This window comes from Streptomyces sp. NPDC014891 (genome assembly GCF_043081085.1).
GTDB lineage: Bacteria > Actinomycetota > Actinomycetes > Streptomycetales > Streptomycetaceae > Streptomyces.
Map to the genome: position 1 here is coordinate 45,210 of NZ_JBIBWF010000003.1, position 24,265 is coordinate 69,474.

20 protein-coding genes are annotated in these 24,265 nt (G+C 74.5%); 13 read left to right on the forward strand and 7 right to left on the reverse strand.

Annotated features, from left to right (window positions below):
• Positions 1–145 precede the first annotated feature (145 nt).
• The 3 genes from ACF09E_RS08575 to ACF09E_RS08585 are packed head-to-tail and all read right to left on the reverse strand — an operon-like array spanning position 146 to position 2,873.
• Positions 146–598: a MarR family transcriptional regulator gene (locus tag ACF09E_RS08575; protein WP_392204471.1), complete on the reverse strand. Its 453-nt coding sequence runs from the start codon at positions 596–598 to the stop codon at positions 146–148.
• On the reverse strand, positions 595–1,077 hold the full coding sequence (locus tag ACF09E_RS08580; protein ID WP_392204472.1) for a MarR family winged helix-turn-helix transcriptional regulator: 483 nt from the start codon (positions 1,075–1,077) through the stop codon (positions 595–597). The genes ACF09E_RS08575 and ACF09E_RS08580 overlap by 4 nt, the downstream gene beginning before the upstream one ends.
• Before the next feature lie 44 nt (positions 1,078–1,121).
• Complete coding sequence (locus tag ACF09E_RS08585; RefSeq protein WP_392204473.1) at positions 1,122–2,873, reverse strand: alpha/beta fold hydrolase; 1,752 nt, start codon at positions 2,871–2,873, stop codon at positions 1,122–1,124.
• A 204-nt stretch (positions 2,874–3,077) separates the two neighbouring features.
• On the opposite strand from ACF09E_RS08585, the gene ACF09E_RS08590 reads away from it, so the two are divergent.
• The 8 genes from ACF09E_RS08590 (at position 3,078) to ACF09E_RS08625 (ending at position 12,315) form a co-directional block, all read left to right on the forward strand.
• Positions 3,078–4,037 (forward strand): MerR family transcriptional regulator, encoded by a 960-nt coding sequence (locus ACF09E_RS08590; RefSeq protein ID WP_392204474.1) that lies wholly within the window; start codon positions 3,078–3,080, stop codon positions 4,035–4,037.
• A gap of 166 nt (positions 4,038–4,203) precedes the next feature.
• Positions 4,204–4,971, forward strand: a complete 768-nt coding sequence (locus ACF09E_RS08595) for a GntR family transcriptional regulator (protein WP_392204475.1) — start codon at positions 4,204–4,206, stop codon at positions 4,969–4,971.
• A gap of 131 nt (positions 4,972–5,102) precedes the next feature.
• Positions 5,103–5,330: a ferredoxin family protein gene (locus ACF09E_RS08600; protein WP_189829993.1), complete on the forward strand. Its 228-nt coding sequence runs from the start codon at positions 5,103–5,105 to the stop codon at positions 5,328–5,330.
• Positions 5,331–5,344: 14 nt separating this feature from the next.
• On the forward strand, positions 5,345–6,727 hold the full coding sequence (locus tag ACF09E_RS08605; RefSeq protein ID WP_392204476.1) for an ABC transporter substrate-binding protein: 1,383 nt from the start codon (positions 5,345–5,347) through the stop codon (positions 6,725–6,727).
• The gene (locus ACF09E_RS08610; RefSeq protein ID WP_392204477.1) at positions 6,724–7,626 is read left to right on the forward strand and encodes an ABC transporter permease; all 903 of its coding nucleotides are present in this window, start codon (positions 6,724–6,726) and stop codon (positions 7,624–7,626) included. Before ACF09E_RS08605 ends, ACF09E_RS08610 begins: the two co-directional genes overlap by 4 nt.
• Positions 7,623–8,408, forward strand: a complete 786-nt coding sequence (locus ACF09E_RS08615; RefSeq protein ID WP_392204478.1) for an ABC transporter ATP-binding protein — start codon at positions 7,623–7,625, stop codon at positions 8,406–8,408. The genes ACF09E_RS08610 and ACF09E_RS08615 overlap by 4 nt, the downstream gene beginning before the upstream one ends.
• Positions 8,409–8,538: 130 nt before the next feature.
• On the forward strand, positions 8,539–11,310 hold the full coding sequence (locus tag ACF09E_RS08620; protein WP_392204479.1) for a fumarate reductase/succinate dehydrogenase flavoprotein subunit: 2,772 nt from the start codon (positions 8,539–8,541) through the stop codon (positions 11,308–11,310).
• Positions 11,311–11,481: 171 nt separating this feature from the next.
• The gene (locus ACF09E_RS08625) at positions 11,482–12,315 is read left to right on the forward strand and encodes a VOC family protein (RefSeq protein ID WP_392204480.1); all 834 of its coding nucleotides are present in this window, start codon (positions 11,482–11,484) and stop codon (positions 12,313–12,315) included.
• Between the two features lie 79 nt (positions 12,316–12,394).
• Here the strand turns inward: ACF09E_RS08625 and ACF09E_RS08630 are convergent, their stop codons facing one another.
• Entirely contained in the window at positions 12,395–13,906 is a 1,512-nt protein-coding gene (locus ACF09E_RS08630; protein WP_392204996.1) for an MFS transporter, read from the reverse strand.
• A 78-nt stretch (positions 13,907–13,984) separates the two neighbouring features.
• Between ACF09E_RS08630 and ACF09E_RS08635 the strand changes: the two genes are divergently transcribed.
• Together ACF09E_RS08635 and ACF09E_RS08640 are read left to right on the forward strand one after the other, a co-directional pair.
• Positions 13,985–14,452 (forward strand): MarR family transcriptional regulator, encoded by a 468-nt coding sequence (locus tag ACF09E_RS08635; RefSeq protein ID WP_361851710.1) that lies wholly within the window; start codon positions 13,985–13,987, stop codon positions 14,450–14,452.
• A gap of 249 nt (positions 14,453–14,701) precedes the next feature.
• Positions 14,702–17,719 carry a carbohydrate binding domain-containing protein gene (locus ACF09E_RS08640; protein ID WP_392204481.1) on the forward strand — a complete coding sequence of 1,006 codons (3,018 nt, stop codon included), beginning with the start codon at positions 14,702–14,704 and terminating at the stop codon, positions 17,717–17,719.
• Positions 17,720–17,771: 52 nt separating this feature from the next.
• On the opposite strand, the gene ACF09E_RS08645 is transcribed toward ACF09E_RS08640, so the two are convergent.
• A complete protein-coding gene (locus tag ACF09E_RS08645; RefSeq protein WP_392204482.1) occupies positions 17,772–18,338 on the reverse strand; it encodes a TetR/AcrR family transcriptional regulator in 567 nt (188 codons plus the stop codon).
• Positions 18,339–18,345: 7 nt separating this feature from the next.
• Positions 18,346–18,708 carry a DUF1304 domain-containing protein gene (locus tag ACF09E_RS08650; RefSeq protein ID WP_392204997.1) on the reverse strand — a complete coding sequence of 121 codons (363 nt, stop codon included), beginning with the start codon at positions 18,706–18,708 and terminating at the stop codon, positions 18,346–18,348.
• Positions 18,709–18,926: 218 nt separating this feature from the next.
• On the opposite strand from ACF09E_RS08650, the gene ACF09E_RS08655 reads away from it, so the two are divergent.
• From ACF09E_RS08655 to ACF09E_RS08665, 3 genes are all read left to right on the forward strand, one after another.
• A complete protein-coding gene (locus ACF09E_RS08655) occupies positions 18,927–20,747 on the forward strand; it encodes a S8 family serine peptidase (RefSeq protein ID WP_392204483.1) in 1,821 nt (606 codons plus the stop codon).
• Between the two features lie 205 nt (positions 20,748–20,952).
• Positions 20,953–21,855, forward strand: coding sequence for a diiron oxygenase (locus ACF09E_RS08660; RefSeq protein ID WP_361851697.1), 903 nt, complete (start codon positions 20,953–20,955; stop codon positions 21,853–21,855).
• A gap of 32 nt (positions 21,856–21,887) precedes the next feature.
• Entirely contained in the window at positions 21,888–23,546 is a 1,659-nt protein-coding gene (locus ACF09E_RS08665) for an FAD-dependent oxidoreductase (protein WP_392204484.1), read from the forward strand.
• A 135-nt stretch (positions 23,547–23,681) separates the two neighbouring features.
• On the opposite strand, the gene ACF09E_RS08670 is transcribed toward ACF09E_RS08665, so the two are convergent.
• A complete protein-coding gene (locus ACF09E_RS08670) occupies positions 23,682–24,260 on the reverse strand; it encodes a Type-2Aa cytolytic delta-endotoxin (RefSeq protein WP_392204485.1) in 579 nt (192 codons plus the stop codon).
• Positions 24,261–24,265 lie beyond the last annotated feature (5 nt).

A 24,265-nucleotide genomic window follows, 5' to 3' on the forward strand; every position in this document is an offset into this window, starting at 1 on the left:
CGGGGGCGGGGGGGGGCCCCCCCCCCCCCCCCCGCGGGGGGGGGGGGGGGGGCCCCCCCCCGGGGGGGGGGGGGGGGGGGGGGGGGCGGGGCCCCCCCCCCCCACCCCGGTCCGCCCCCGTGCCGTCGGTGGACCGGACGGGGTCTCAGGCTCCGGCGGCCAGGACGGCGTTCGCGCGTTCCGTGATCAGGGTGAGCACGCGGCCCACGACCCGCAGGTCCTCGTCCGGGATCCCGTCGTAGAGGCGGGCGGAGAGGCCGGCGGACTCGGCGGCGGTGGCGTCGTACGTCGCCCGTCCGGCGTCCGTGAGCCGCATCCGCGCCGGGTCCTCCGGGTCCGTCTCCAGGAGTCCGGCGGCCGCCAGCTCGTCGATCACGCCGGAGACGAGTGCGGCGTCGGCCTTGAGGGAGCCGGTGACGTCGTCGACCAGCTCGGCGCGGGCGGGGGCGCCGCCCGCCGCCGCGGCGGCCCGGAGGGTGACGCTCTGGTGGAAGGTGATGCCGTGGCGGGTCAGCACGCCCTCCAGGACGGCGCGTGCCGCGTGGTGGGCCAGGGCCAGGACGCGGCCGTCGGCGCGGGGTGCGGTGGTGGTGGTCATGACTGCTCCTCGTCGTGCTCGGTGGACGGATCGAGAGGTGCGTCGAGCAGGGTCGCCAGCTCGCGGGTGAACTCCCGGGCGCGCGGGCCGGTCCGGCCGCCGAGCGGCTCCAGGAGCTGGTCCAGGAGTCCCTGGACGACCGTGATCGCCCGGCGTGTGACGTCGGTTCCCCGCTCGGTGAGCGACAGCTGCATGGCCCGCGGGTCGCCGGGGTCCCGGGTGCGGTCCAGGAGTCCGGAGGCCTCCAGGGCGCGGGCGAGCTTGGAGACGTACAGCGGCTCCATTCCCGTCCGGTCGGCGAGCCCGCGCTGGCTGGGCCGCAGCCCCGCGCGCGACATGCCGTACAGCGACGCCATCACCACGTACTGGGCGTGGGTCAGGCCCAGTGGCGCGACCGCCCGGTCGACGGCCACGCGCCATTTCATCGAGAGGCGCCAGACCAGGAATCCCGTCGTGGCGCCGTCGGTTGTCGGACTCACGGCGAATACAGTACATGGCTACTATGTACATGGCTACTGTTTCGTCACGGCCGCCGGGCCGGCTCGTCGGCGCCGCCGGGGTGCCGGGGCGGGTCTTCGAGGTGCCCGAGCACGGACCGCAGCGCCCGCTCCACGCACGCGCGTGACTCCTCGCCGGGATCGACCAGTTCGAAGCTGTGGCGGCCGTGCGGCACGTCGACGACCTCGACGTCGGCCCCGTTGCCCTCGGCGGCGGCCAGGAAGGCCGCCACCGTCGCGGCGAAGGCCGGATGCTCCCGGCCCGCCCGGGTCAGCACGACCGGGGGGCCGTCCGCCGTGCCGACGACGTCGGCCGGCCGGAACCGGGACTCCACCGCGCCCCAGCCGGGGAGCGGCGCGAGGGCCGGGTAGCTCGCCGCGAGGCAGCGCAGCCAGGGCGGCGGCGCGGCCAGCCAGTCCGCCGCGAGGAGCCCTCCGGTGGAGAAGAACCACAGTGCGATCCGGTCCCCGTCGACGCGCGGGTGGGCGCGGACGAGCGCCACGGCCTCGGCGAGGTCCTCGGCCGCCCGCGGGAAGTCGCCGAGGCCGTGCAGCCGGTGGTCCAGCGTCACGCCCACCGCGCCGAGACGTGCCGCCCAGCGCGCGTAGCCGAGGAGGAACGGGGTGTCGCGCGGGGTGGGCCGCTGGTCGGGGGCGACCGGCCCGCCGTGTACGAAGACGACGGCCGGGCGGGGCACGCCGGGGTCGGAGGCGGTGCCCGTACGGGCGCCAGGGCCGGTGTCCGTGTCCGTGTCCGTCTCGGTGCCCGCGCCCGCGTCCGCGTCGATGCCAGTGTCAGTCCCGGTGCCGGTGCCGGTCCCTGTACCGGCGTACGTGCCAGGGCCGGTGCCGGTGCCTGCGCCTGTGCCGGTGTCGGGCAGGTGCAGGTCGACCCTGCCCAGGCGCTCGCGCGGCACCTCCGGCAGGTCGACGACGAAGGGCAGGAGGTGGCTCGGCCGCTCGCACGGGCCGGCGGGCGCGGTCATCCGGTGCCCCTCTCCCGCGGCCGCGCGGCGGAGCAGCTCCGCCAGTTCCCCGGGCGCGGAGAGCATCGGCCAGTGCCCGGTCGCGAGGTCGACGAAGCGGAACCGGTCGTCGCCGAACTCCCGGAACTGCGGGGGCCCCGCCTCCACGAGCATCCGCACCAGGTCGACGCTGGAGCCGTTGGCCGTGCACAGCACCCCGGTGGTCGGCAGCGCGGCGGCCGCGCCGGTCAGCCGGAGCGGCTGGGTGAAGGTGCGCACCGGCTGCGGGGAGGCGAGGCGTTCGAGCCGGTCGAGCGCCGCGGCCGGGACGTCCTCGGTACTGCCCCAGCGCGACCAGCCGCCCCGTTCCGGCGGTGCGATCCAGCCGCCGTCCGCGGCGCGCGCGGCGCCCCCGTCATGGCCGGACGTGTCGGCGGCCGCCAGGCGGGCCCGCACCCCGGGGTCGGGGACGGAGCGCGCGGCCGGCTCGCCGTCGGCGGGGAGGCCGGTGTCGAGGGAGACGATCCGGGCGACGCGTGCGGGGCGCAGGTCGGCGGCGCCGAGGACGGGGTGGAGCCCGTAGCCGTGTCCGACGAGGACGACTCGGGGCACGGGGATGCCGTCGATGAGGCGCACCAGGTCCTGGACGTGCGTCTCCAGGTCGACGCCCGCTCCGTCGGGGAGCCGCCGGTCCCCGAGTCCCGGGAGGGTCACCGGGTACGCCTCCTCGCCCGCCGCCCGGAGCAGGGACGCGGTCTCCTCCCAGACCCAGCCGCCGGTGAAGGGGCCCGGAACCAGCACGAACGCGGTCATGGTCGTCTCCTCGCAACGCCTCTGGACTGCCTCGCCGCCACGCTAGGAACTCCCCCAGGGGGAGATTCAAGGGCGGCCGCGGGGACGGCCGGAGACGTCCTCTGGGCCGCGGTCCGGCCGGCGGAGGACGCGTCCGCCACACTGGCGACGACCGGATGGAGGGGCCGCTCCCCGTGGGCGCGCCCCGGGGAGGGGAGGCGCGCCGTGGTGTCCGAGGGGCTGTGGAGCATCGGGGAGCTCGCCCGGCGGGCCGGCGTCGGGGTGAAGACCGTGCGGTACTACTCCGACCGCGGCCTGCTGCCCGAGGCGGGACGCAGCTCCGGCGGACACCGCCGGTATGGGGCGGGGGCGCTCGACCGGCTCCTGCTGATCCGCTCCCTGCGCGGCCTCGGCCTGCCCGTGCCCGAGGTCGAGCGGGTCCTCGCGGCCGGCGGGGACCCGGACGGAGCCCTGGAGGAGGCCGTCTCGGGCCAGTTGCGGGAGGTGGAGTGCCGGCTGGTGGCGCTGCGCTGGCGCGAGGCCTCGCTGCGGCTCCTCCACGACGGTCCGCCGGGCGAGCGGGTCGAGCGGCTGCGGCTGGTCGGGACGCTGCCCGCGCCGCCCGACACGGAGCCGCTGGCCCGGTTCTGGCGCCGGAGCCTGCCCGTACGCCTGCCCGCGCGGGTGGTGTCCGCGGTGCTCGACTCGGTGGTGCCGCCGCTTCCGGCGGAGCCGAGCCCGCGTCAGGTCCTCGACTTCGCGCGGCTGCACGCCCTGGTGTCCGATCCGCGGGTCGAGCGTCCGGCGCCGCCGCTGCCGGACGGGGAGTACCGGCCCGCCGTGCTGTACGAGGGACTCGCGGAGGCGTACGCCCTGGCGTCGGCGGAGCTGGCGGCGGGGCGGGCTCCGCACGGGGGCGGTGCGCTGGACTGCTTCGTCGACGCCTACGCCCGGGCGCGCGGGACGGCGGACTCCGCCGCCTTCCGGCGGGGACTGCCGCAGCTCCTGGCCCGGGGCGAGGGGCCCGTGATGACCCGGTACTGGAAGCTCGCCGCCGGCCTGTTCGCTCCGGGGGAGCCGGTGCTCGGCGCGCTCCACCACCATCTCTCCGTCGCCCTGCGCGTCGAGGCCGGGGCCGGCGGCGGGACGAGGGCCGGGAGCGGGAGCGGGGCCGGGACCGGCTGAGCTTCCCGCATCGTGGGCGGCCGGGCGTCCACGTGCTGGGCGGCGAGGTGGCGGATCTCCCCACAGGAGCCGAGTCGTCGCAGGTCAGGGCGGTGTGCGCGGGATGCCGGGTGGCGCAATACTGCCGCAACACCACCGGCGGCGCCCCGCGGCTACGTTCCTTTCCATGCCCGCCGAACCCGCCTCCGCCGCCCGCCCCGTCGCCGTCGCACGCCGTCTGCGGCTGCGTGCGGACCGGGCGCGGCAGCTCGCCGACCTGCTGCGCCACCAGATCCTGGCGGGCGGCTTCCCCGGCGGTGTCCTGCCCCTGGAGGACGCCCTCGCGGCCGACTACCGGGCCAGCCGGAACACCGTCCGGCAGGCACTCGACCTGCTGCGCGGCGAGCAGATCGTCGAACGGCAGCCGGGCGTCGGCACGGTGGTGGTGTGCGAGAAGTACCCGCACGGCCTGGACCGGCTTCAGGGGCTCGCCGAGACGCTGCGCGAGCACGGGCGGGTCACCAACGAGGTCCGGACCGTGGGACCGGTCGGGGCGCCGGGCCCGGTCGCCCACCGGCTCGGTCTGCCGGAGCACTCCGACGTGCTGTGCATCGAGCGGCTGCGCCGGCTCAACGGGCTGCCGCTCTCCCTCGACCTGTCGTACCTGCCGATGGACGTCGGGGGCGAACTCCTGGGCTGCGACCTGGAGAACACGGACGTGTTCCGGCTCCTGGAGCAGCTGACCGGCGGGCCGCTCGGCCACGCGGAGATCACCCTGGAGGCCGTCAACGCCGACGCGCACTCCGCCACCGTGCTCGAAGCCCCCCGCGGGGCGGCCGTCCTGATGCTGGAGCGGCTGACCCGTCTGCCCGACGGCCGGCCGGTCGACCTGGAGTTCATCCGGTTCCGGGGCGACCGGATCACCATGGGCGGCGTCCTGCGCCGGTCCCTCTGACGCCCGGCCCGCCCCGCCCCGCACCTCTGCCCTCGCTCCCCCGCCCGGTCCCTCTCGCTCCCCTCCCCCTCGCTGCCCCTCTCCCCCGTCCCGTCCCCCTCGCTCCACCGAGCCCTTTCCTGGAGACAGCCATGCCTCTGGTCCCCCAGCGCGCCGACGTGCCCGTGACCATCGACGAGTCGAAGTGCATCGACGGGTGCACGCTCTGCGTCGACATGTGTCCGCTGGACTCGCTCGCGATCCGCCAGGAGGACGGCAAGGCGTACATGCACGTGGACGAGTGCTGGTACTGCGGCCCCTGCGCCGCCCGCTGCCCCACCGGCGCGGTCACCGTCAACATGCCCTATCTGCTCCGGTGAAAGGCCGAACTCCCATGCCCCGAGCACGACGTGCCCTGCCGCCCCACCGGGCGGCGGGGCGGCTCGCCCTCCCGCTCGCCCTCCTCCTCCCCCTCGCCACCGGCTGCGGCGGCGACGCCGGGGAGCCCTCCGACGGCGGAACGGTCACGGTGACCGTCGGCTACCAGTCGAAGACCATCAACACCGTCACCGCCGGAACCCTGCTGCGCTCCCTCGGCTACTTCGAGGAGGAGCTCGCGGAGCGGGGCCGCGCGGACGGCCTCCGCTACCGGGTGGTCTGGCAGGACTACGCGACCGGAGCACCGATCACCGCCCAGATGACCGCGGGGAAGATCGACATCGGTTCGATGGGGGACTTCCCGCTGCTGATCAACGCGGCGCGCGGAAAGCAGCTCGAGGAACCGACCCGGCTCGTGTCGGTCACCGGCTACAACCTGCGCGGCGGCCTCAACACCGTGGTGACCGCACCCGGTTCGCCGCTGCGGTCGCTCGCCGACCTGAAGGGCCGCAAGGTGTCGACCAGCGTCGGCTCGGCCGCCGACGGCACGCTCGTGCGCGCCCTGCGCCGGGCGGGCGTCGACCCCGCGAAGGACGTGCGCAAGCTCAACCAGCAGCCGAGCGTGGGATCCTCGGCGCTGGCGTCCGGCGGCGTCGACGCGCTGTCCCAGTTCGTCGCCTGGCCCGGCCTGCTCGCCTTCCAGGGCAAGGCGGCCGCGCTGTACGACGGCGCCGAGCTGAACCTGCCCACCTTCCACGGGGTCACCGTCCGCGAGGAGTTCGCCGAGCGGCGCCCCGCGGTCCTGGACGCCTTCCTCCGTGCGCAGCACCGCTCCACGGAGCACCTGCGGAAGCAGCCGGTGGCCGCCGCGGAGTCGGTCGCGAAGGAGACCGGACTGCCCGCCGAGGTGGTGTACCTCTACAACGGCGCCCAGGGCATCGCCACCTTCGACCCGGCGCTCCGGCCGGAGCTGATCGCCGCCCTCAAGGAGGACGTGCCGGTGCTCCGGGAGGCCGGTCTGGTGAAGGAGGTCGACGTGGACGCCTTCGTCGACCCGGCGCCCCTGCGCCGTGCGGTACCGGACGCGGCGTACCCGAGGACGACCGGTTCGAAGGCCGAGCTGTGGCTGGAGGGGCAGCGCACGACCCGCACCTTCGAGAGCCCCGGCGCGCTCCTCAAGGCCGTCGGGGGCGCCTCCGTGCGCGCCGCCTACGTGCGCGCCGCCTACGTGCCGGACGCGGTGACGGGGACCCTGTGGTTCGCGGACCGGGCGGTGTGGGTCCTCGACGGTTCCGGCTGGCGGGCCTTCGTCACCCGGTCGGCCGCCGAGCGGTACGTCGCCGGGCACGCCGGCGCACGCGTCGTCCCGTACGCGGACGCCGTGCGGCTCGCGTCATGAGCGCCGGAAGCGGCGCGGCCGGCGCCGGGCGCCGACTGGTCCGGGTGGCCTCCCCGCTCGCCGCGCTCGGCGTGTGGCAGCTGCTGACCTCCTACGACGTCGAACTCTGGCTGCGGTTCCAGCAGTTCCCCACGGTCGTCGAGGTCGCCTCCGCCCTCGGGGAGCGGATCGGCACCGAGGCGTACTGGCAGGACCTCGGGCACAGCCTGCGGCGGATCGCGGTCGGCTTCCTCCTCGCGGCCGTCCTCGGGGTCGCGGCCGGAACGGCCGTCGCCCGCTCGCGCTGGGCAGCCGACGTCCTCGGGCCGCTGGTCGAGGTGGTGCGGCCGATCCCGGCGATCGCCCTGGTGCCGGTCGCCATCCTGCTGCTCCCCACGAACGAGCAGGGCATCGTCTTCATCACCTGCGCCGCGGCCCTCTTCCCCGTCCTCGTGTCGACCCGGCACGCCGTGCGGGCCCTCGACCCGGTGTGGGAGGAGGCGGTGCTCACCCTCGGCGGGAGCCGGGCGCGGGTGCTGTTCTCGGTGGTGCTGCCCGGTGCCCTGCCGGGGATCTTCGGGGGCCTCTCGGTGGGGATCGGCGTCTCGTGGATCTGTGTGATCTCCGCGGAGATGATCTCCGGCGAGTACGGCGTGGGCTACCGCACCTGGCAGGACTACACGGTCGTCGACTACCCCGGGGTCTTCGTCGGGATGGCCACGATCGGCGCCCTGGGCCGCCTCACGTCCACCGCGGTGGAGGCGCTGGGCCGCCGGGCCACGGCGTGGCTGCCGCAGCCGGCCGCCGGTGTCCGGGCCCCGGGGGCCGCCGGGGCCGCCGCTCCGGCGGGAAGCCCGTCGCCCGCCGCCGCCCCGTCCCCCTCCGTCGTACGCCGTCCCGAGAAGGAGCCGGTCCCATGAGCACCGTGAGCCCGTCCGCCGTGTCCTCGAAGCCGCCCGTGCCGCCCTCGCCGGCGGGGCGGGCGGGGGCCGAACTCGCCCTGCACGGCGTCCGCCTCGGCCACCCGGGCGGCGTCGCCGTGCCGGGCCCGGTGGACCTGCGGATCGCCCCCGGCGAACTGCTGACCGTGGTCGGCCCCTCGGGCTGCGGGAAGACCACCCTCCTGCGCACCCTCGCCGGGCTGCTGCCCCCGCTGGAGGGGCGGGTCACCCAGGACGGCGAGCCCGTACGCCGGCCGGGCGCCGACCGGGCCGTGGTCTTCCAGCACGACGCGCTGCTCCCCTGGCGCTCGGTGCGCGCCAACGTCGAACTGCCCCTGGCGATCCGGCGGGTGCCCCGGGCCGAGCGGCGGGGCCAGGCCGCGGAGTGGCTGGAGCGGGTCGGGCTCGGCGGCCACGCCGGCAGGTTCCCGCACCAGCTGTCCGGCGGGCAGCGGCAGCGCGTCCAGCTCGCCCGCGCCCTCGCCGGCCGGCCCCGGGCCGTCCTGATGGACGAGCCGTTCGGCGCGCTCGACGCCCACACCCGGGCCGGGATGCAGGACCTCCTGGTGGAGATCCTGCGCGGCACGGGCGCGACGGTCGTCTTCGTCACCCACGACGTCGACGAGGCGCTCCATCTCGGCGACCGGGTCGCCCTGTTCGCGACCGGCGAGGTGCTCGACGTGCCGCACCCGCGCTCGCGCGACGCGCGGCGGGCCCCGGAGACCGCCGGGCTCCGCCGCCGCGTCCTCGACTCCCTGTAGGGGCGTCCCGCGGCCGGGCCGTAGGCCCGGCCGGCCGCCGGACCTCCCGGGCGTGGCCCGGGCGGCGCCGCCGCGGACCGGCGCCCCCTTCCGCGCGTCCCCCGAACACCCCGCTTCGAAAGGCAGTGCCGTGGACCTCCCCCTGACCGTGCCCGATCTCGCCGACGCCACCGAGCTCTCCTGCGACGTGCTCGTCATCGGCGGCGGCACCGCCGGCACGATGGCCGCGCTGACCGCCGCCGAGCACGGGGCGAACGTCCTGCTCCTGGAGAAGGCGCACGTCCGGCACTCCGGCGCGCTCGCCATGGGCATGGACGGCGTCAACAACGCGGTGGTGCCGGGCCGCGCCGAACCCGACGACTACGTCGCCGAGATCACCCGCGCCAACGACGGCCTGGTGGACCAGTCGACGGTCCGGCAGACGGCGACGCGGGGCTTCGGCATGGTCCAGCGCCTGGAGTCGTACGGGGTGAAGTTCGAGAAGGACGAGCACGGGGAGTACGCGGTCCGCCAGGTGCACCGGTCGGGTGCGTACGTCCTGCCGATGCCCGAGGGCAAGGACGTCAAGAAGGTGCTGTACCGGCAGCTCCGGCGGCGCGAGATGCGGGAGCGGATCCGGATCGAGAACCGGGTCATGCCGGTCCGCGTCCTCACCCACCCCGAGGACGGCCGGGCGGTCGGCGCGGCGGCGTTCCACACCCGGACCGGCGCGTTCGTCGTCGTCCGGGCGGGGGCCGTCGTCCTGGCCACCGGGCCCTGCGGCCGGCTCGGGCTGCCCGCCTCCGGCTATCTGTACGGCACCTACGAGAACCCGACGAACGCCGGGGACGGCTACGCCATGGCGTACCACGCGGGAGCCGCGCTCACCGGGATCGAGTGCTTCCAGATCAACCCGCTGATCAAGGACTACAACGGTCCGGCCTGCGCCTACGTCGCCAATCCCTTCGGCGGCTACCAGGTCAACCGGCACGGCGAGCGGTTCGTGGAGTCCGACTACTGGTCGGGGCAGATGATGGCCGAGTTCGCGGCCGAACTCGCCTCGGACCGGGCCCCGGTGTACCTGAAGCTGAGCCACCTCCCCGAGGAGACCGTGGACGCGGTCGAGTCGATCCTGCACACCACGGAGCGGCCCACCCGCGGCACCTTCCACGAGGGCCGCGGCCACGACTACCGGACGCACGACATCGAGATGCACATCTCGGAGATCGGGCTGTGCGGGGGGCATTCGGCCTCGGGGGTACGGGTGGACTCCCACGCCCGGACGACCGTGCCGCGGCTGTACGCGGCCGGCGACCTGGCCTCCGTGCCGCACAACTACATGATCGGCGCCTTCGTCTTCGGCGACCTGGCGGGCGCGGACGCCTCTCAGTACTCCGCGTACGAGGGCCCGTTGGACCCCGCGCAACTCGCGGCCGCCCACGAGCTGGTCTACCGGCCGCTGCGGCACCCGGAGGGGCCGCCGCAGCCCCAGGTGGAGTTCAAGCTGCGGCGCTTCGTCAACGACTACGTGGCCCCGCCTAAGACGGGCGCGAAGCTCTCCCTCGCGGTCGAGGCCTTCGACCGGATGTCGGTGGAGATCGCCGGGATGGGGGCGCGGACGGCCCACGAGCTGATGCGGTGCGCGGAGGTGTCGTTCATCCGCGACTGCGCCGAGATGGCGGCGCGGGCCTCGCTCGCCAGGACCGAGTCGCGCTGGGGGCTCTACCACGAGCGGCTCGACCACCCGGAGCGGGACGACGAGGGCTGGCTCCACCACCTCGATCTGCGCAAGTCCCCCTCCGGGGCGATGGAGTTCACGGCGCGTCCGGTCGAGCCGTACCTGGTGCCGGTGCCCGGGTTCGCGCCTCCGGGGGGTGCGGAGCGGCATCTCGGCGAGGTGGAGCTGGTGCCGGTGGCGACGGCCGGGCCCCGGGAGGCTCCCCCGGCGGCGCGTCCGCGCGCGGACGCGCCGGCGCCGGTCGCGGACCCGGCGCCCGCCGCGTCGGCGGTCGGGGCGTTCGCGGTCGGAGCGCCGGAGACCCCGGCGCCCCACCCCCGGCTCCTCGCCCTCCTCTCGCTGGTCGAGGACTCCCCCGACCTCGACGCCCTCGACCCCTACCTGGACGATCCCGATCCGGCCGTCCGGGCGGCCGCCGTCACCGCGCTCGGCGAGACGGCTCCGACCGGGACCGGGCCGGTGCTGGCCGCACGGCTCCGGGACGACGCGCCGCCCGTCCGGGCCGCCGCCGCGGCCGCGCTGCGCGAGCTGGTCGAGGTGCTGCCCGCGGGCCCGGACCTCGGTGCCGGGCTGCGGGAGGCGCTCGCCGTGCCCGACGCGGCCGTGCGGTCGGCCGCGCTGGAGGTGCTGCGGGCCCTGCGTCTCGGGGACGCGGCCCTGTACGGCGGTGCGCTCGCCGACCCGGCGGTCGACGTCCGCGTCCAGGCCGTCCGGGCGCTGGTCTCGGTGGACGCCGTCGCGGAGCTGAGGGGGGCGGCGGGCGACCCGGCGCGCGAGGTGCGGGTCGCGGTGGCCCGTGGGCTGGCGGCCGTGCGGGATCCGGCGCCCGAGCCGCTCCGGCCGCTGCTCGACGACACGGACCCGCTGGTCAGGGGGGCGGCGCTGGCCGCCCTCGCGGGAACCGGCTGCCCGCCGGAGTACGCGGGGCGCGCCGGGTCCGCCCTCGCGGATCCGGCCTGGCAGGTCCGCTCGGGCGCCGCCACCGCCCTGCGGGCCGCCGCGGCCGGGCCGGCGGTCCCCGCCCTCGCGAAGGCCCTGGCCGACGTGAACGCGGACGTACGGAAGGCCGCCGTCCTCTCGCTCCTCGTCCACCGGGCCGACGCCGGGGCCCGGACGGCGCTGGCGGGGGCCTCGGGCGACCCCGACGCCGACGTCCGTGCCTACGCGGCGCGCGCGGCGCGCTGAGACCGGGGCCCTCGCGGGCGGACCGGCGGCGGTGGGGGCCGGCCCGCGGGCCGGCGGTAGGGCGCACCCGGGCGTGTGGTGATCGGCGGCACTCGGGTGAGTCGGCGCATGCGGGGCGGCGGACCGGGGAAGACGCGCACGACGCACGCAGCGAGCAGGACGGAACAGGAGGTGGTGCCGGTGTCGGGGCCGACGACCGGAGAGGTGGCGGGAGCGCCGTGCTGGCTGAGTCTCACCGCGCGGGATCTCGACGCGGCGGAGCGCTTCTACGGGGCCGTGCTCGGCTGGACGTTCCGGCGGGACGAGACCGGTGAGCGGGCGTACTCGGTGGGCCGCCTCGACGAGCAGCCCGTGGCCGTGATCGCGGCGGTGGCGACGGAGCTGTCCGTGCGGGTCGCCTGGACGGCCTTCTTCACGGTCGACGACGCGGACCAGGCGGTGGCGCGGATCCGCGAGCGCGGCGGCACGGTCGGCGTGGGGCCGGTCGCCTACCCGCCGCACGGGCGGGCCGCGCTGGCCGCCGACCGCGAGGGCGCGGCGTTCGGTGTCTGGGAGGGGCCGGCGGAGAGCCGGCTGCACCTCGGCATGCGCTCGGCGCCGGCCTGGCTTGAGCTGCACACCCGGGACGCGTTCGAGGCGGCCGTGTTCTACGGGGAGGTGCTGCGCTGGGCGGAGCGGTCGTCCGTCGGCTTCGAGGTCTCGTACGAGCAGGACAAGGTGGTGCTGCGCCGCGACGGGGAGGCCGTGGCCCGGCTGAACAGCGGGCCGGTCGAGTCCGGGTCGCCCCGGCCGCAGCTGCGGCCGCGGTGGCTGGTGCGCTTCCGGGTGCCGGATCCGGAGGCGGCCGCGGTGGCGGTGGTGGCCTACGGCGGGACCGTGGTGCCGGGCGGTGACTGGGGCGGGGTACGGGGTCCGGAGGAGGCCGACGGGCGCCGGGCCGTGGTGGTCCGTGATCCCGAGGGCGCCCTGTTCGCCCTGGAGCCCGCCGGGCCCGGCAGGGGCTGAGAGGCCCCTCCCGGGTCCGCCGTGTGCGGGCCCGGGAGCGGGATCCGGGCCCGCAGCGTCCTGTGCGGGGTCGGTGGGCTCAGGCCGCGGCCTCGGTGGCGGCGCGGGGCGCGGCTCCGGGTTCCGTGGCCGCGGGGTCGCCGGCCGGTGCGGCGGCGGGCCTGCCGGGGATGAGCGCGGCGACGGCCGCGGCCACGAGGCCGACGCCGCAGCCGATGAGCATGGCGACGCGGAAGCCGCCCTCGGACGGCAGCGTGTGCCCGCCGAGGGTGGTGGTCATCTGGGCGAGCACGACACCGATCACGGCGGCCGAGACGGAGGTGCCGATGGAGCGCATCAGGGTGTTGAAGCTGTTGGCCGAGGCGGTCTCCTCCTGCGGGACGGCGCCCATGATGAGGGCCGGCATGGCCCCGTAGGCGAGTCCCACTCCGGTGTTGCAGATGAGGGTCACGACGAGCAGGCCGACGGTGGTGCCCATCAGGGCGAGCGACGATCCGTAGCCGACGGCGATGACGAGGGCGCCGACAGAGAGCGTGACCTTGGGGCCGCGGGCGGCCGAGAGCTTGGCGCCGAGGGGCGCGAGGACCATCATCATCAGGCCCGCCGGGGCCATCCAGAGGCCCATGGCCATCATCGACTGGCCGAGCCCGTATCCGGTCGCCTCGGGCAGCTGGAAGAGCTGCGGAACGACCAGGGACTGCGCGTACATGGCGAATCCGACCAGGATCGACGCCAGGTTGGTCATCAGGACCACCGGACGGGCGGTGACCCGCAGGTCGACGAGGGGGTCCCGGGTCCGCAGCTCCCAGCGGCCCCAGGCGAGCAGGACGATCACGGCGACGGCGAAGAGGCCGAGGGTGGTGGCGCTGCCCCAGCCCCAGGTGGCCCCCTTGGAGACGGCGAGCAGCAGGGCGACGAGCCCGACGCCCAGGCCGAGCGCTCCCGGTGTGTCGAACCGGCCGGGCGTGGCGGCGCGACGGCCCGCGGGGGCGACGCGCCAGATCAGGAGGCCGACCACGACGCTGAGCGCGGCGGCGACCCAGAAGAGGACGCGCCAGCTGGCGTTCTCCGCGACGGCCGCGGAGAACGGCAGGCCGAGGGCGCCGCCCACACCCATGGAGGCGCTCATCAGGGCGATGGATCCGCCCAGCCGCTCGGCCGGGAGGATGTCGCGCAGCAGGCTGATGCCGAGCGGGACGACACCCATGCCGAGCCCCTGGAGACCGCGTCCGACGATCATCGGGACGACGGAGGAGGAGAGCGCGCAGACCACCGAGCCGACGACCAGGGGGACGACGGAGACGAGCAGGACCCGCCGCTTGCCGAGGGTGTCGCCGAGCCGGCCGGCCACGGGGGTGGCCACGGCGCCCGCGAGCAGGGTGGCGGTGATCACCCAGGAGGCGTTGGACGCGGTGGTGTCGAGCAGCCGGGGGAGGTCGCCGATGAGCGGCACCACCAGGGTCTGCATGAGTGCGGCCACGATGCCGGCGAGCGCGAGGACGCCGACGACGCCTCCGGGTCGGGCGTCGGGCTTGGTGCCGTCCACGTGTTCTCCCTCGATCGTCCGCGCGGTGATCCGCCACGGCTCCATATGCATAGTGCACATTAATGGTGCCATACACAAGACATGCATGATGCACAATCGATCACGGCGAGGGACAATGGGGTCATGGACAAGCCCGAGGACAAACCCCTCCACCTGGTCGAGTTCGAGACCATGCTGCTCGGCCGGCACGCCCATCTGTACGCCCCCCGCTCACGGGCGGCCGGCGGCCAGCTGGACCGCAGCGCCTACGTCCTGCTGAGCCGCATCCGGATGCACGGGCCGATGTCGATCGGGCAGCTCAGCGAGGCCTTCGGGCTCGACGCCTCCACCCTCAACCGCCAGACCGCCGCGATGCTGCGGGCCGGGGTCGTGGAGCGCATCTCCGATCCGGACGGCGGGATCGCCCGCAAGTTCCGGATCACGGAGGAGGGCGAGCGGCGCCTGGAGGCCGACCGCAACGCGAACATCGAGGGACTCGACCGCGTCATGGAGCACTGGTCCCCGGAGGACGTGGAACGCTTCGCGGGCTTCCTGGAGCGCTTCAACCGGGACATCGAACGCCTGGAGGGGCGCCCCTGGCCGCGCCCCTGACGGAGCGTCACCGCCTCCCCCGAGTCACCGCCCGCGTCCACCGGTCCGCGGTCACCCGGCCGGCGGCGACCACGGCCGCGACCGACCGTCCGCACTTCCGTCGAAACCCTTTACGGCGCAGCCGCCCGGCGATACGTTCCGGCGACGCAAGACGTTTCCGAAACTTTCCGACAGCGTTTCCAGCGGGCTTCGGCTCCCGTCCGGGGCAGAGCTCTGCCCGGTGACGCCCGGCCCCGCCTGGAGACACGGATGACACGTGCGCCCGGACCGACACCCGCGCGCAGACGGCTGCCCCTGCGGCCGCCTGCGGCACTCGCGCTCGCCGCGGGACTCCTCGGACTGCTGACCGCGCCCGCCGGCGGTCCCGCCGCGACCACGGGACCGCGCACCGCGCCGGTCGCGGCCGCCGAGAACACCACGACGGTCTTCTATTGGACGAAGACCCGGAACTGGACCCGCTACCACCTCCACTGGGCCCCGGACGGCGGCTCCTGGACCACCGTCCCGGGCACCGCGATGGAGGCCGCCTGCACGGACTGGGTGAAGAAGACCGTCAGCCTCGGCGCGGCCGCCGGCCTCCAGGCCGCCTTCACCGACGGCAGCGGCACCTGGGACAACAACGGCGGCCGGAACCACGCCCTCGGCACCGGTTCCGTCACCGTCAAGGACGGCGTGATCGCCCACTCCGACCCCTGCGCCGGGACCACCCCCGACCCGACCCCGACGCCCGGCGCGAAGGCCACCGTCTACTACTCGACCGAGGCCCTCGGCTGGTCGACCGCCAACATCCACTACCAGCCGGCGGGTGGCGCCTGGACCACGGTCCCCGGCGTCGGCATGCAGGCCGCCTGCGCCGGCTGGTGGAAGCGGGAGGTCGACCTCGGCACGGCGGCCTCCCTCAAGGCCGCCTTCAACAACGGGAACGGCATCTGGGACAACAACGGCGGCGCCGACTACACCATCGGCACCGGCGTCAGCACCGTACGGAACAAGGCCGTGACGGCGAACGCCGCCGACCCGTGCGCCGCCGAATCACCCGACACCCGGGCGCCGTCCGCCCCCGCGAAGGTCACCGCCGCCGCGGACGGCGTCTCGGTCCTGCTCACCTGGGACCCCGCCACCGACGACAGGGGCGTGACGAAGTACCAGGTCATCCGGGTCGGCGGCAGCGGCGGGACGGTCGTCACCGATGTCGGCTCCACGGTGTTCTCCGACACGAACCTCGCCGAACGGACCGCGTACACGTACACGGTGAAGGCCGTGGACGCCGCCGGCAACGTCTCCGCCGCCTCCACGCCCGCGAACGCCACCACCGGGGACAGGCCGGCCACCCCCGGCACGGGACGGCCGCTCGGCACCGACCCGCGCAAGGACCCCGTCTACTTCGTGCTCACGGCCCGCTTCAACGACGGCGACCCGTCGAACAACCGCGGCGGCGCCCAGCACACCAAGTCGGGCAACGCCGCCCACGACGACCCCATGTTCCGGGGCGACTTCAAGGGCCTCATCCAGAAACTGGACTACGTCAAGGCGCTCGGCTTCTCGGCCGTCTGGGTCACCCCCGTGGTCCTCAACCGGTCCGACTACGACTACCACGGCTACCACGGCTACGACTTCTACAAGGTCGACCCGCGCCTGGAGTCCGCCGGGGCCTCCTACCAGGACCTGATCGACGCCGCCCACGCCAAGGGCATGAAGATCTACCAGGACGTCGTCTACAACCACTCCTCGCGCTGGGGCGCCAAGGGCCTGTTCACGCCCACCGTCTACGGCGTCCGGGACAGCCAGTGGAGCTGGTACTACGACGAGAGGCAGCCCGGCTTCGAGTACGACGGACTCACGATCGACGCCAAGTCCGGCAAGTCGTACTACAACGGCGACCTGTGGTCGACGGCCGAGCCGGCCGGAAACACCTGCCTCGACTGGGGCAGGCCCACCGGCGGCAGGAGCGCCGAGGGGTACACGCTGTACAACTGCCAGTGGCCGAGCCCGACCTCCGGCATGTTCCCCAAGGCGCTCTTCCACCAGTGCTGGATCGGCAACTGGGAGGGCGAGGACTCCCGCTCCTGCTGGCTGCACGAGGACCTGGCCGACTTCGACACCGAGAACCCGACCGTGCAGAACTACCTGATCGGCGCCTACGACAAGTACATCGACATGGGCGTCGACGGGTTCCGCGTGGACACCGCCGTCCACATCCCGCGCACCACCTGGAACCGGCGCTTCCTGCCCGCCATCCAGGAGCGGGTGACGCAGCGCTACGGCCCCGAGGCCGCGAAGAACTTCTTCGTCTTCGGCGAGGTCGCCGCCTTCGTCAACGACAAGTGGAACCGCGGCTCGGTGAACCACTCGGCGCAGTTCTTCACGTGGAAGGAACGCAAGGAGTACGCCGCGGACGACGCGAAGGCCGCGCTGGAGATGTACGCCGACGAGCAGCAGCGGGGCACGGGCGACCAGCCCACCTCGACCAACGCCTTCCTGAACGGCAACAGTTACCACACCCCCGACCACAGCCGCTTCTCGGGCATGCACGTGATCGACATGCGCATGCACATGAACTTCGGCGACGCGTCCAACGCCTTCTCCAACGGCAAGGACTCGGACGACAGCTACAACGACGCCACGTACAACGTCGTGTACGTCGACAGCCACGACTACGGCCCCAACAAGTCGAGCGAGCGCTACGCGGGCGGCACCGACGCCTGGGCCGAGAACATGTCCCTGATGTGGACCTTCCGCGGCATCCCGACGCTGTACTACGGCTCCGAGATCGAGTTCCAGAAGGGCAGGAAGATCGACTGCGGGCCGTCCTGCCCGCTCGCCGATACCGGCCGCGCCTACTTCGGCGACCACCTCGCCGGTACCGTCACGGCCTCGGACTTCTCCCAGGTCTCCGCGGCCTCGGGAGCCGTGGCCACGACGCTGGCGCAGCCCCTCGTGAAGCACGTGCAGCGGCTCAACCAGATCCGCCGGGCGATCCCGGCGCTCCAGTCGGGCCAGTACTCCACGGAGGGGATCTCGGGCGGCATGGCGTTCAAGCGCCGCTACACGGGCGGGGGCACCGACAGCTTCGCCCTCGTCACCGTCTCGGGCGGCGCCACGTACACGGGCATCCCGAACGGGACCTACACCGACGCTGTCACCGGCGACGTGAAGACCGTCACCGGCGGCACGCTCTCGGTCCCCGCACCCGGCCGCGGCAATCTGCGGGTGTACGTGCTCGACGGCCCCGGCAGGATCGGCACCGCGGGACCGTACCTGAAGTAGCGCCGGCCGCCCCACGGGCCCGGGCGGACCCGTCCGCCCGGGCCGTACGGCGCTACCCCAGCGGCGTGCGGTGCAGCGAGACGAGCAGACGCCAGACCAGGCGGGCGATCCGGTCGGCGTCGCCCTCGACCAGGCCGTGCAGCCAGTCGGCGAGCACCCCGGCGAAGGCCGCCGCCACGGCCGAGGCGATCAGCTCGGGTTCGGGGGCGCCGACCAGGCGGCGCTCGTGGAGGCTGCGGGCCCGCAGGTCCGCGTGGAGTACCAGCCCGAGCGGCCCGCCGCCGCCCGGGCGCAGCAGGGCGCGGTAGAGGCCGGCGTGCGGGGCGAGTTCCGCGAGGAAGTCGCCCAGGGCGGGCGGCGGCGACGCCGGGTCGGGGGTGCCGCGCCAGGCGTGCAGGGCGTCGACCGCGTCGCGGACGACGCCGGCGCAGGCGTCGACGGCCAGGGCCTCCAGGTCGGCGTAGTGCAGGTAGAAGGTGGCGCGGCCGACTCCCGCCCGGCGGACCAGCGGGGCGACGGCCACCTCGGCCAGTGGGCGTTCGGCGCACTCGTCGAGGAGGGCCTGCCGCAGCTTGGCCCGGGTCCTGGCCGCGCGGGGATCGCCGGGTGCGGTGGTCACGGGCGGCTCACCGGCCCAGCAGGACGGCGCCGAGGGCGAGCGCCCCGGGGAGCGCCTGGGCGGCCAGGATGCGGCGGTTGGCGGTGGCGCCGCCGTACAGCCCGGCGACGACGACGCAGCCGAGGAAGAAGACCTGGACGCGGAATCCGGTCGGGTCCGCGGCGACGAGGCCCCAGACGAGTCCGGCGGCGAGGAAGCCGTTGTAGAGGCCCTGGTTGGCGGCGAGCGGGGCGGTCGCCCGGGCCATGTCGGCGTCGAAGCCGGAGAGGCCGCGCCCCGGTCTGCGCTCCCACAGGAACATCTCCAGCACCAGGATGTAGACGTGCAGGGCCGCCACCAGCCCCACCAGCACGTTCGCCGTCGTCTCCACCGTCGTCTCCTCCACACAGCCGACTTCCTGGACAGCTGTCCACTATACATGGACACCCGTCCAGCAAGTCGGTTCGGTCGGTCAACAGTGCGTAACGCGAATGGGCTTCTCGGGCTGAACGCTTCCTTCCGCCCCGCGACTCTGGGATCTTGCGTCCACCCCACACATCACAGGGCCCGGCGGGCGCCACCCGCGCCACCGGGTCATCGGAGGACGCATTGTTTTCCCTCATATCCAGCCGCTTGAGATCGTCGGCCATCGCCGTCGCGGCGCTCGGCACGACCGTCGCGCTCGCCGCTCCCGCGGGACTCGCCCAGGCAGCACCGACCGACACGGAGCCCGTCGCGGCCCGTTCGGCGGGGGCGACGCAGAGCACCACGACGAAGGCGGCGGCTCCGGCCGCCTGGGCCGCGGGCACCCGCGCCTACCTGGTGATCACGGCGCCCGGCGGCACCTCGGCGGTCACCGGCGCGATCACGGCCAACGGCGGTTCGGTCTTCGCCGGTTACGACGCGATCGGCGTGATCGTGGCGCACTCGACCTCCGCGTCGTTCGCCTCGTCGATGCGCGCGGTCAGCGGCGTCCAGCAGGTCGGGGCGACCCGCACCTCGGACGTCCCCGCCGACGCCTACAACCCGGCCCTCCCGGCCAACCCCGCGCAGTCGGCGACCACGCTCACGGAGTCGAACCGCTGGGACATGACCCAGATCAAGGCCGAGCAGGCCTGGGCGGTCACCACCGGTTCGGCGAGCGTGAAGGTCGGCGTCCTCGACACCGGCGTCGACGACCAGCACCAGGACATCGCGCCCAACTTCAACGCCGCCGACTCGGCCTCCTGCGCCTACGGCAAGGCGGACGCACGGACGGGCGCCTGGCGTGACGTCGGCACCCACGGCACGCACGTCGCGGGCACGATCGCGGCCGCCAAGAACGGCAAGGGCGTCATCGGCGTCGCGCCGGGCGTGAAGATCTCCTCGGTCCGCATCGCGGAGCCGACCAGCAGCCTGTTCTTCGCGGAGAACACCATCTGCGGCTTCATGTGGGCCGGTGACCACGGCTTCAAGGTCACCAACAACAGCTACTACACGGACCCGTGGCAGTTCAACTGCCCGGACAACCTGGACCAGGCCGCCATCATCGAGGGCGTCCGCAGGGCCCAGGTGTACGCCGAGGGCAAGGGCTCGCTCCAGGTGGCCGCCGCCGGCAACTCCAACTACGACCTGGCGAACAAGACGACCGACTCCGAGAGCCCCAACGACTCGACGCCGGTCACCCGCACCATCACCAACGCCTGCCTCGACATCCCGACCGAGCTGCCGGGCGTCGTCACCGTCGCCTCGCAGGCCAGCGGGGGCGCCAAGGCCTCGTACTCGAACTTCGGCAACGGCGTGATCGACGTCGCCGCGCCGGGCGGCGACGGCTCCACCCAGGTCTACTCGACGCTGCCGGGCGGCAAGTACGGCAACATGAGCGGCACCTCGATGGCCTCCCCGCACGTGGCGGGCGTCGCGGCGCTGATCGCCAGCACCAACCCGACGTTCACCCCGGCACAGATCCGGGACCAGCTGGGCGCCCAGGCCACGGACCGCGCGTGCCCCTCGGACACCCGCTGCAAGGGCACCTCGACCAAGAACGGCTTCTTCGGCGAGGGCGCCGTCGACGCCCTGAAGGCCGTCGGGGGCACCACCCCGCCGCCCGGCAAGTACTTCGAGAACCTCGCCGACGTCACGATCGTGGACAACGGCACGGTCGAGAGCCCGATCACGGTCAGCGGCGTGACGGGCAACGCGCCGGCCACGCTGAAGGTGGGCGTGGACGTCAAGCACACCTACATCGGCGACCTGAAGGTCGACCTGGTCGCTCCGGACGGGACCGTCTACACGGTCCACAACCGGACCGGCGGCGGCACCGACAACATCGTCCAGACGTTCACCGTCAACGCCTCCTCCGAGGTCGCGAACGGGGTCTGGAAGCTCCGGGTCAACGACAACGCGAGCCAGGACACCGGGAAGATCGACGCCTGGAACCTGACCTTCTGACGCCACCGGCACCTCCCGCACGACCTCTCGACGGGGCCGGAACCCACCTGGGTTCCGGCCCCGTTCGCGTGCCCGCGGGAAAAAGTCCGTACCGGGGGGTAGGCCTGACCCGGCCCCTTGCTATACGTTCCGTCTAACAAGCTTGCTAGACGCGAAGTCTAATAAGCGCCACAGCCGCCGATCGCGCGATCCAAGGAGCCGCACCATGGCAAGCAGCACCGTTCGCCCGGAGCCCGATGACCAGGACGTCGCCGAGCGGCTGCTCCGGTCGGCCGCGAAGCTGTCGTACGACCCCGCCGTCGAGGTGGACTGGGACACGCCCCTCGACGAGGACTTCCACGGCCAGAGCCCCGAGTGGAACTCCCTCTACGGCACCGCGTACTGGAACGAGATGACGGAGGCCCAGCAGAAGGAGCTGACCCGTCAGGAGACGGCCTCGGTCGCCAGCACCGGCATCTGGTTCGAGATGATCCTCCAGCAGATGGTCCTCCGCGACATCTACCGGATGGACCACACCGACCCCCGGTTCCAGTGGGCCCTCACCGAGATCGCCGACGAGTGCCGGCACTCGATCATGTTCGCCCGCGGCTCCCAGAAGCTCGGGGCTCCCTCCTACCGGCCCAGGCGGGCCGTCCTGGAGCTCGGACGCTTCATGAAGACCGTCGGCTTCGGCGAGGCCGCCTACGCCGGCATCCTCGTCGCCGAGGAGGTCCTCGACGTCATGCAGCGCGACTGGATGCGCGACGAGCGGGTGGTCCCCTTCGTCCGCACCATCAGCAACATCCATGTCGTCGAGGAGTCCCGGCACATGAAGTTCGCCCGGGACGAGACGCGCCGCCACCTCGCCCGCGCGGGCCGGACCCGCCGCCACTTCCAGGCCCTCGTCGTCGCCATCGCCGCGTACTACATCATCACCAGCCTGGTGAGCCCCGAGGTGTACGTCCGCGCCGGACTCGACCCCGAGCGGGCCCGCCGCGAGGCCGCGGCCAACGAGCACTACAAGGCGCAGCTGCGCGCCAGTTGCTCCGGACTCATGGAGTTCCTCGCCGACGTCGGCATGCTGACCCGGCCCGCGCTCTTCTTCTACCAGCGCGCCCACCTCGTCTGATCCCCCGAGCCGAGCAGAGCAGAGCCGACGACATGACCTACGCGATCACCCAGACCTGCTGCAACGACGCCACGTGCGTCGCCGTCTGCCCGGTCAACTGCATCCATCCGACGCCCGAGGAACCGGACTTCGGCACCACGGAGATGCTCTACATCGATCCGGGGAGCTGCATCGACTGCGGCGCCTGCGCCGACGCCTGCCCCGTCGACGCGATCTTCCCCGCCGACCGGCTCACCGGCCGGCTGCGCGCGTACGAGGCCGTCAACGCCGCCTACTACGCGGACCGCGCGCCCGGACCCGCCCTCGCCTCGCCCAACTTCCACCCGTGGGGCCAGCCCTCGTTCCCCCGCTCGCTGCCGGCCGACTTCGCCCCGCTGCGGATCGCCGTCGTCGGCACCGGCCCCGCCGGCATGTACGCCGCCGAGGACCTCCTCCTGCACACCAACGCCGAGGTCACCCTGATCGACCGGCTCCCGGTGGCCGGCGGACTCCTCCGGCACGGCGTGGCGCCCGACCACCCGTCGACCAGGGGGGCCGGGGACACCTTCGCCCGCTTCCACGCCCACCCGAGGGTCCGGATGCGGCTGGGCGTGGAGATCGGCAAGGAGGTCACGGCCGAGGAGCTCGCGGCGCACCACGACGCGGTCGTCTACGCGGTCGGCGCGCCCTCCGACCGGCGGCTCGGCATCCCCGGCGAGGACCTCCCCGGCAGCGTCTCGGCCACCTCGGTCGTCTCCTGGTACAACGCGCACCCCGAGACGGCCGCGGACGCCGTCCCGCTCACCCGGGGCCGGGTGGTCGTCGTCGGCAACGGCAACGTGGCACTCGACGTCGCCCGCGTGCTCGTCACCGACCCCGACACCCTCGCCGCCACCGACATCGCCGACCGCGCCCTTGCCGCGCTGCGCCGCACACCGGCGCGCGAGGTGGTGCTGCTCGGCCGCCGGGGCCCCGGGGAGGCCGCCTACACGGACTCCGAACTGCTCGCCCTGAAGCACCTGCCGGGCGTGGACCTGATCCTCGACGACCGGGACCCGCGCACCGGCGCGGCCGTGGACGCGGCCGCGGACGGGGAGAAGGCGGCGCTGCTGCGGGACGTGGCGCGGGAGACGGTGGACTGGACGCGGGAGCCCGCGCCGGACCGCCGGCGCATCGTGCTCCGCTTCCACTCCGCCCCGGTGGAGGCCGTGGGCGGCGAGGCCGTCCGCGCGGTCCGGGTCACGGAGCACGGATCGCCGGACGGGACGGAGATCGCGGCGGGCCTCCTCGTCCGCGCGATCGGCTACCGGGGCGTCCCGCTGGCGGGGCTGCCCTTCGACGAGGCCACCGGCACGGTGCCGCACGAGGCCGGTCGGGTCGCCGGACTGCCCGGAGCCTATGTCGTCGGCTGGATCAAACGCGGTCCCACCGGCGGCATCGGGGCCAACCGCGCCTGCGCCGAGGAGACCGTCGGGTCGCTCCTCGCGGACGCGGTGGCCGGCGTGCTGCCCGCGCCGACGGGCACCGCGCAGGAGTTCCGGCGGCTGGCGCGGCGGCGGAGCCGTCATCTGGTGGACGCGCGCGGTCTCGCGGCCATCGACCGCACCGAGCGGGCCAGGGGACGGGACGAGGGGCGCCCGCGGGTCAGACTCGCCACGGTTCCGGAGCTCGTGGCGGCGGCGCGGGGCGGTCGGCTTCGCCCGAGGGACTGACCGAGGGGCCCGCGGGGCGGTCCGGGGCGGGCGCGGGATCCGCGCGAGGGCCGGCAGACGGGACGGCCCGGGAGACAGGAGGCGGGGGCGTCCGGCCCGGGACGGCGGGCCGGCGGGTCGCCGGGGGGCGGGACGTCAGGCCACGAGGTCCAGGGCCTGGCGGACCACGATCGCGTTGAGCCGGACCGCGAACGGCACGGTGTCGGTCAGCTCCAGGGCGACGGCCCGCGCCTTCGGCAGCTCGACGGTCACGTCGACGCAGAAGGCCAGGGCGTACATGTGCTCCCCGGTCTCCTCGTCCTGCAGGGCGAAGAACAGGTCCCGGTAGAACCGGGTCCGCTCACCCGACTCCTCGTAGAACGACAGCCCGGGCTGCCCCTCCTGCGCGGCGAGGCCGGTGAAGGCCTGGACGAGCTCCCGCTCGACGGTGGCCCAGAACCCGGCCTCCGCGCACTCCGGCGGAAGCGCCTGCCGGACGGCCTCCTTCAGGGAGAGGACCATGACGAGGACGGGGGCGTACTCCTGGAGCCCCCAGCCCCGCACCATCTTCACCACGGTGCTGTCCGGGACGGCCGCGGCGGCCTCCCGGATGGCCTCGAAGTCGAAGTTGACGGTCGCCGGGGCGATCGCCTCCTGGAACACCCGGTCGATCGACCGGGCCTGCGCGAGATGGTCCGCTCCCACCTCGACGACGGTCCTGAAACTGGCGGCCAAAGCTC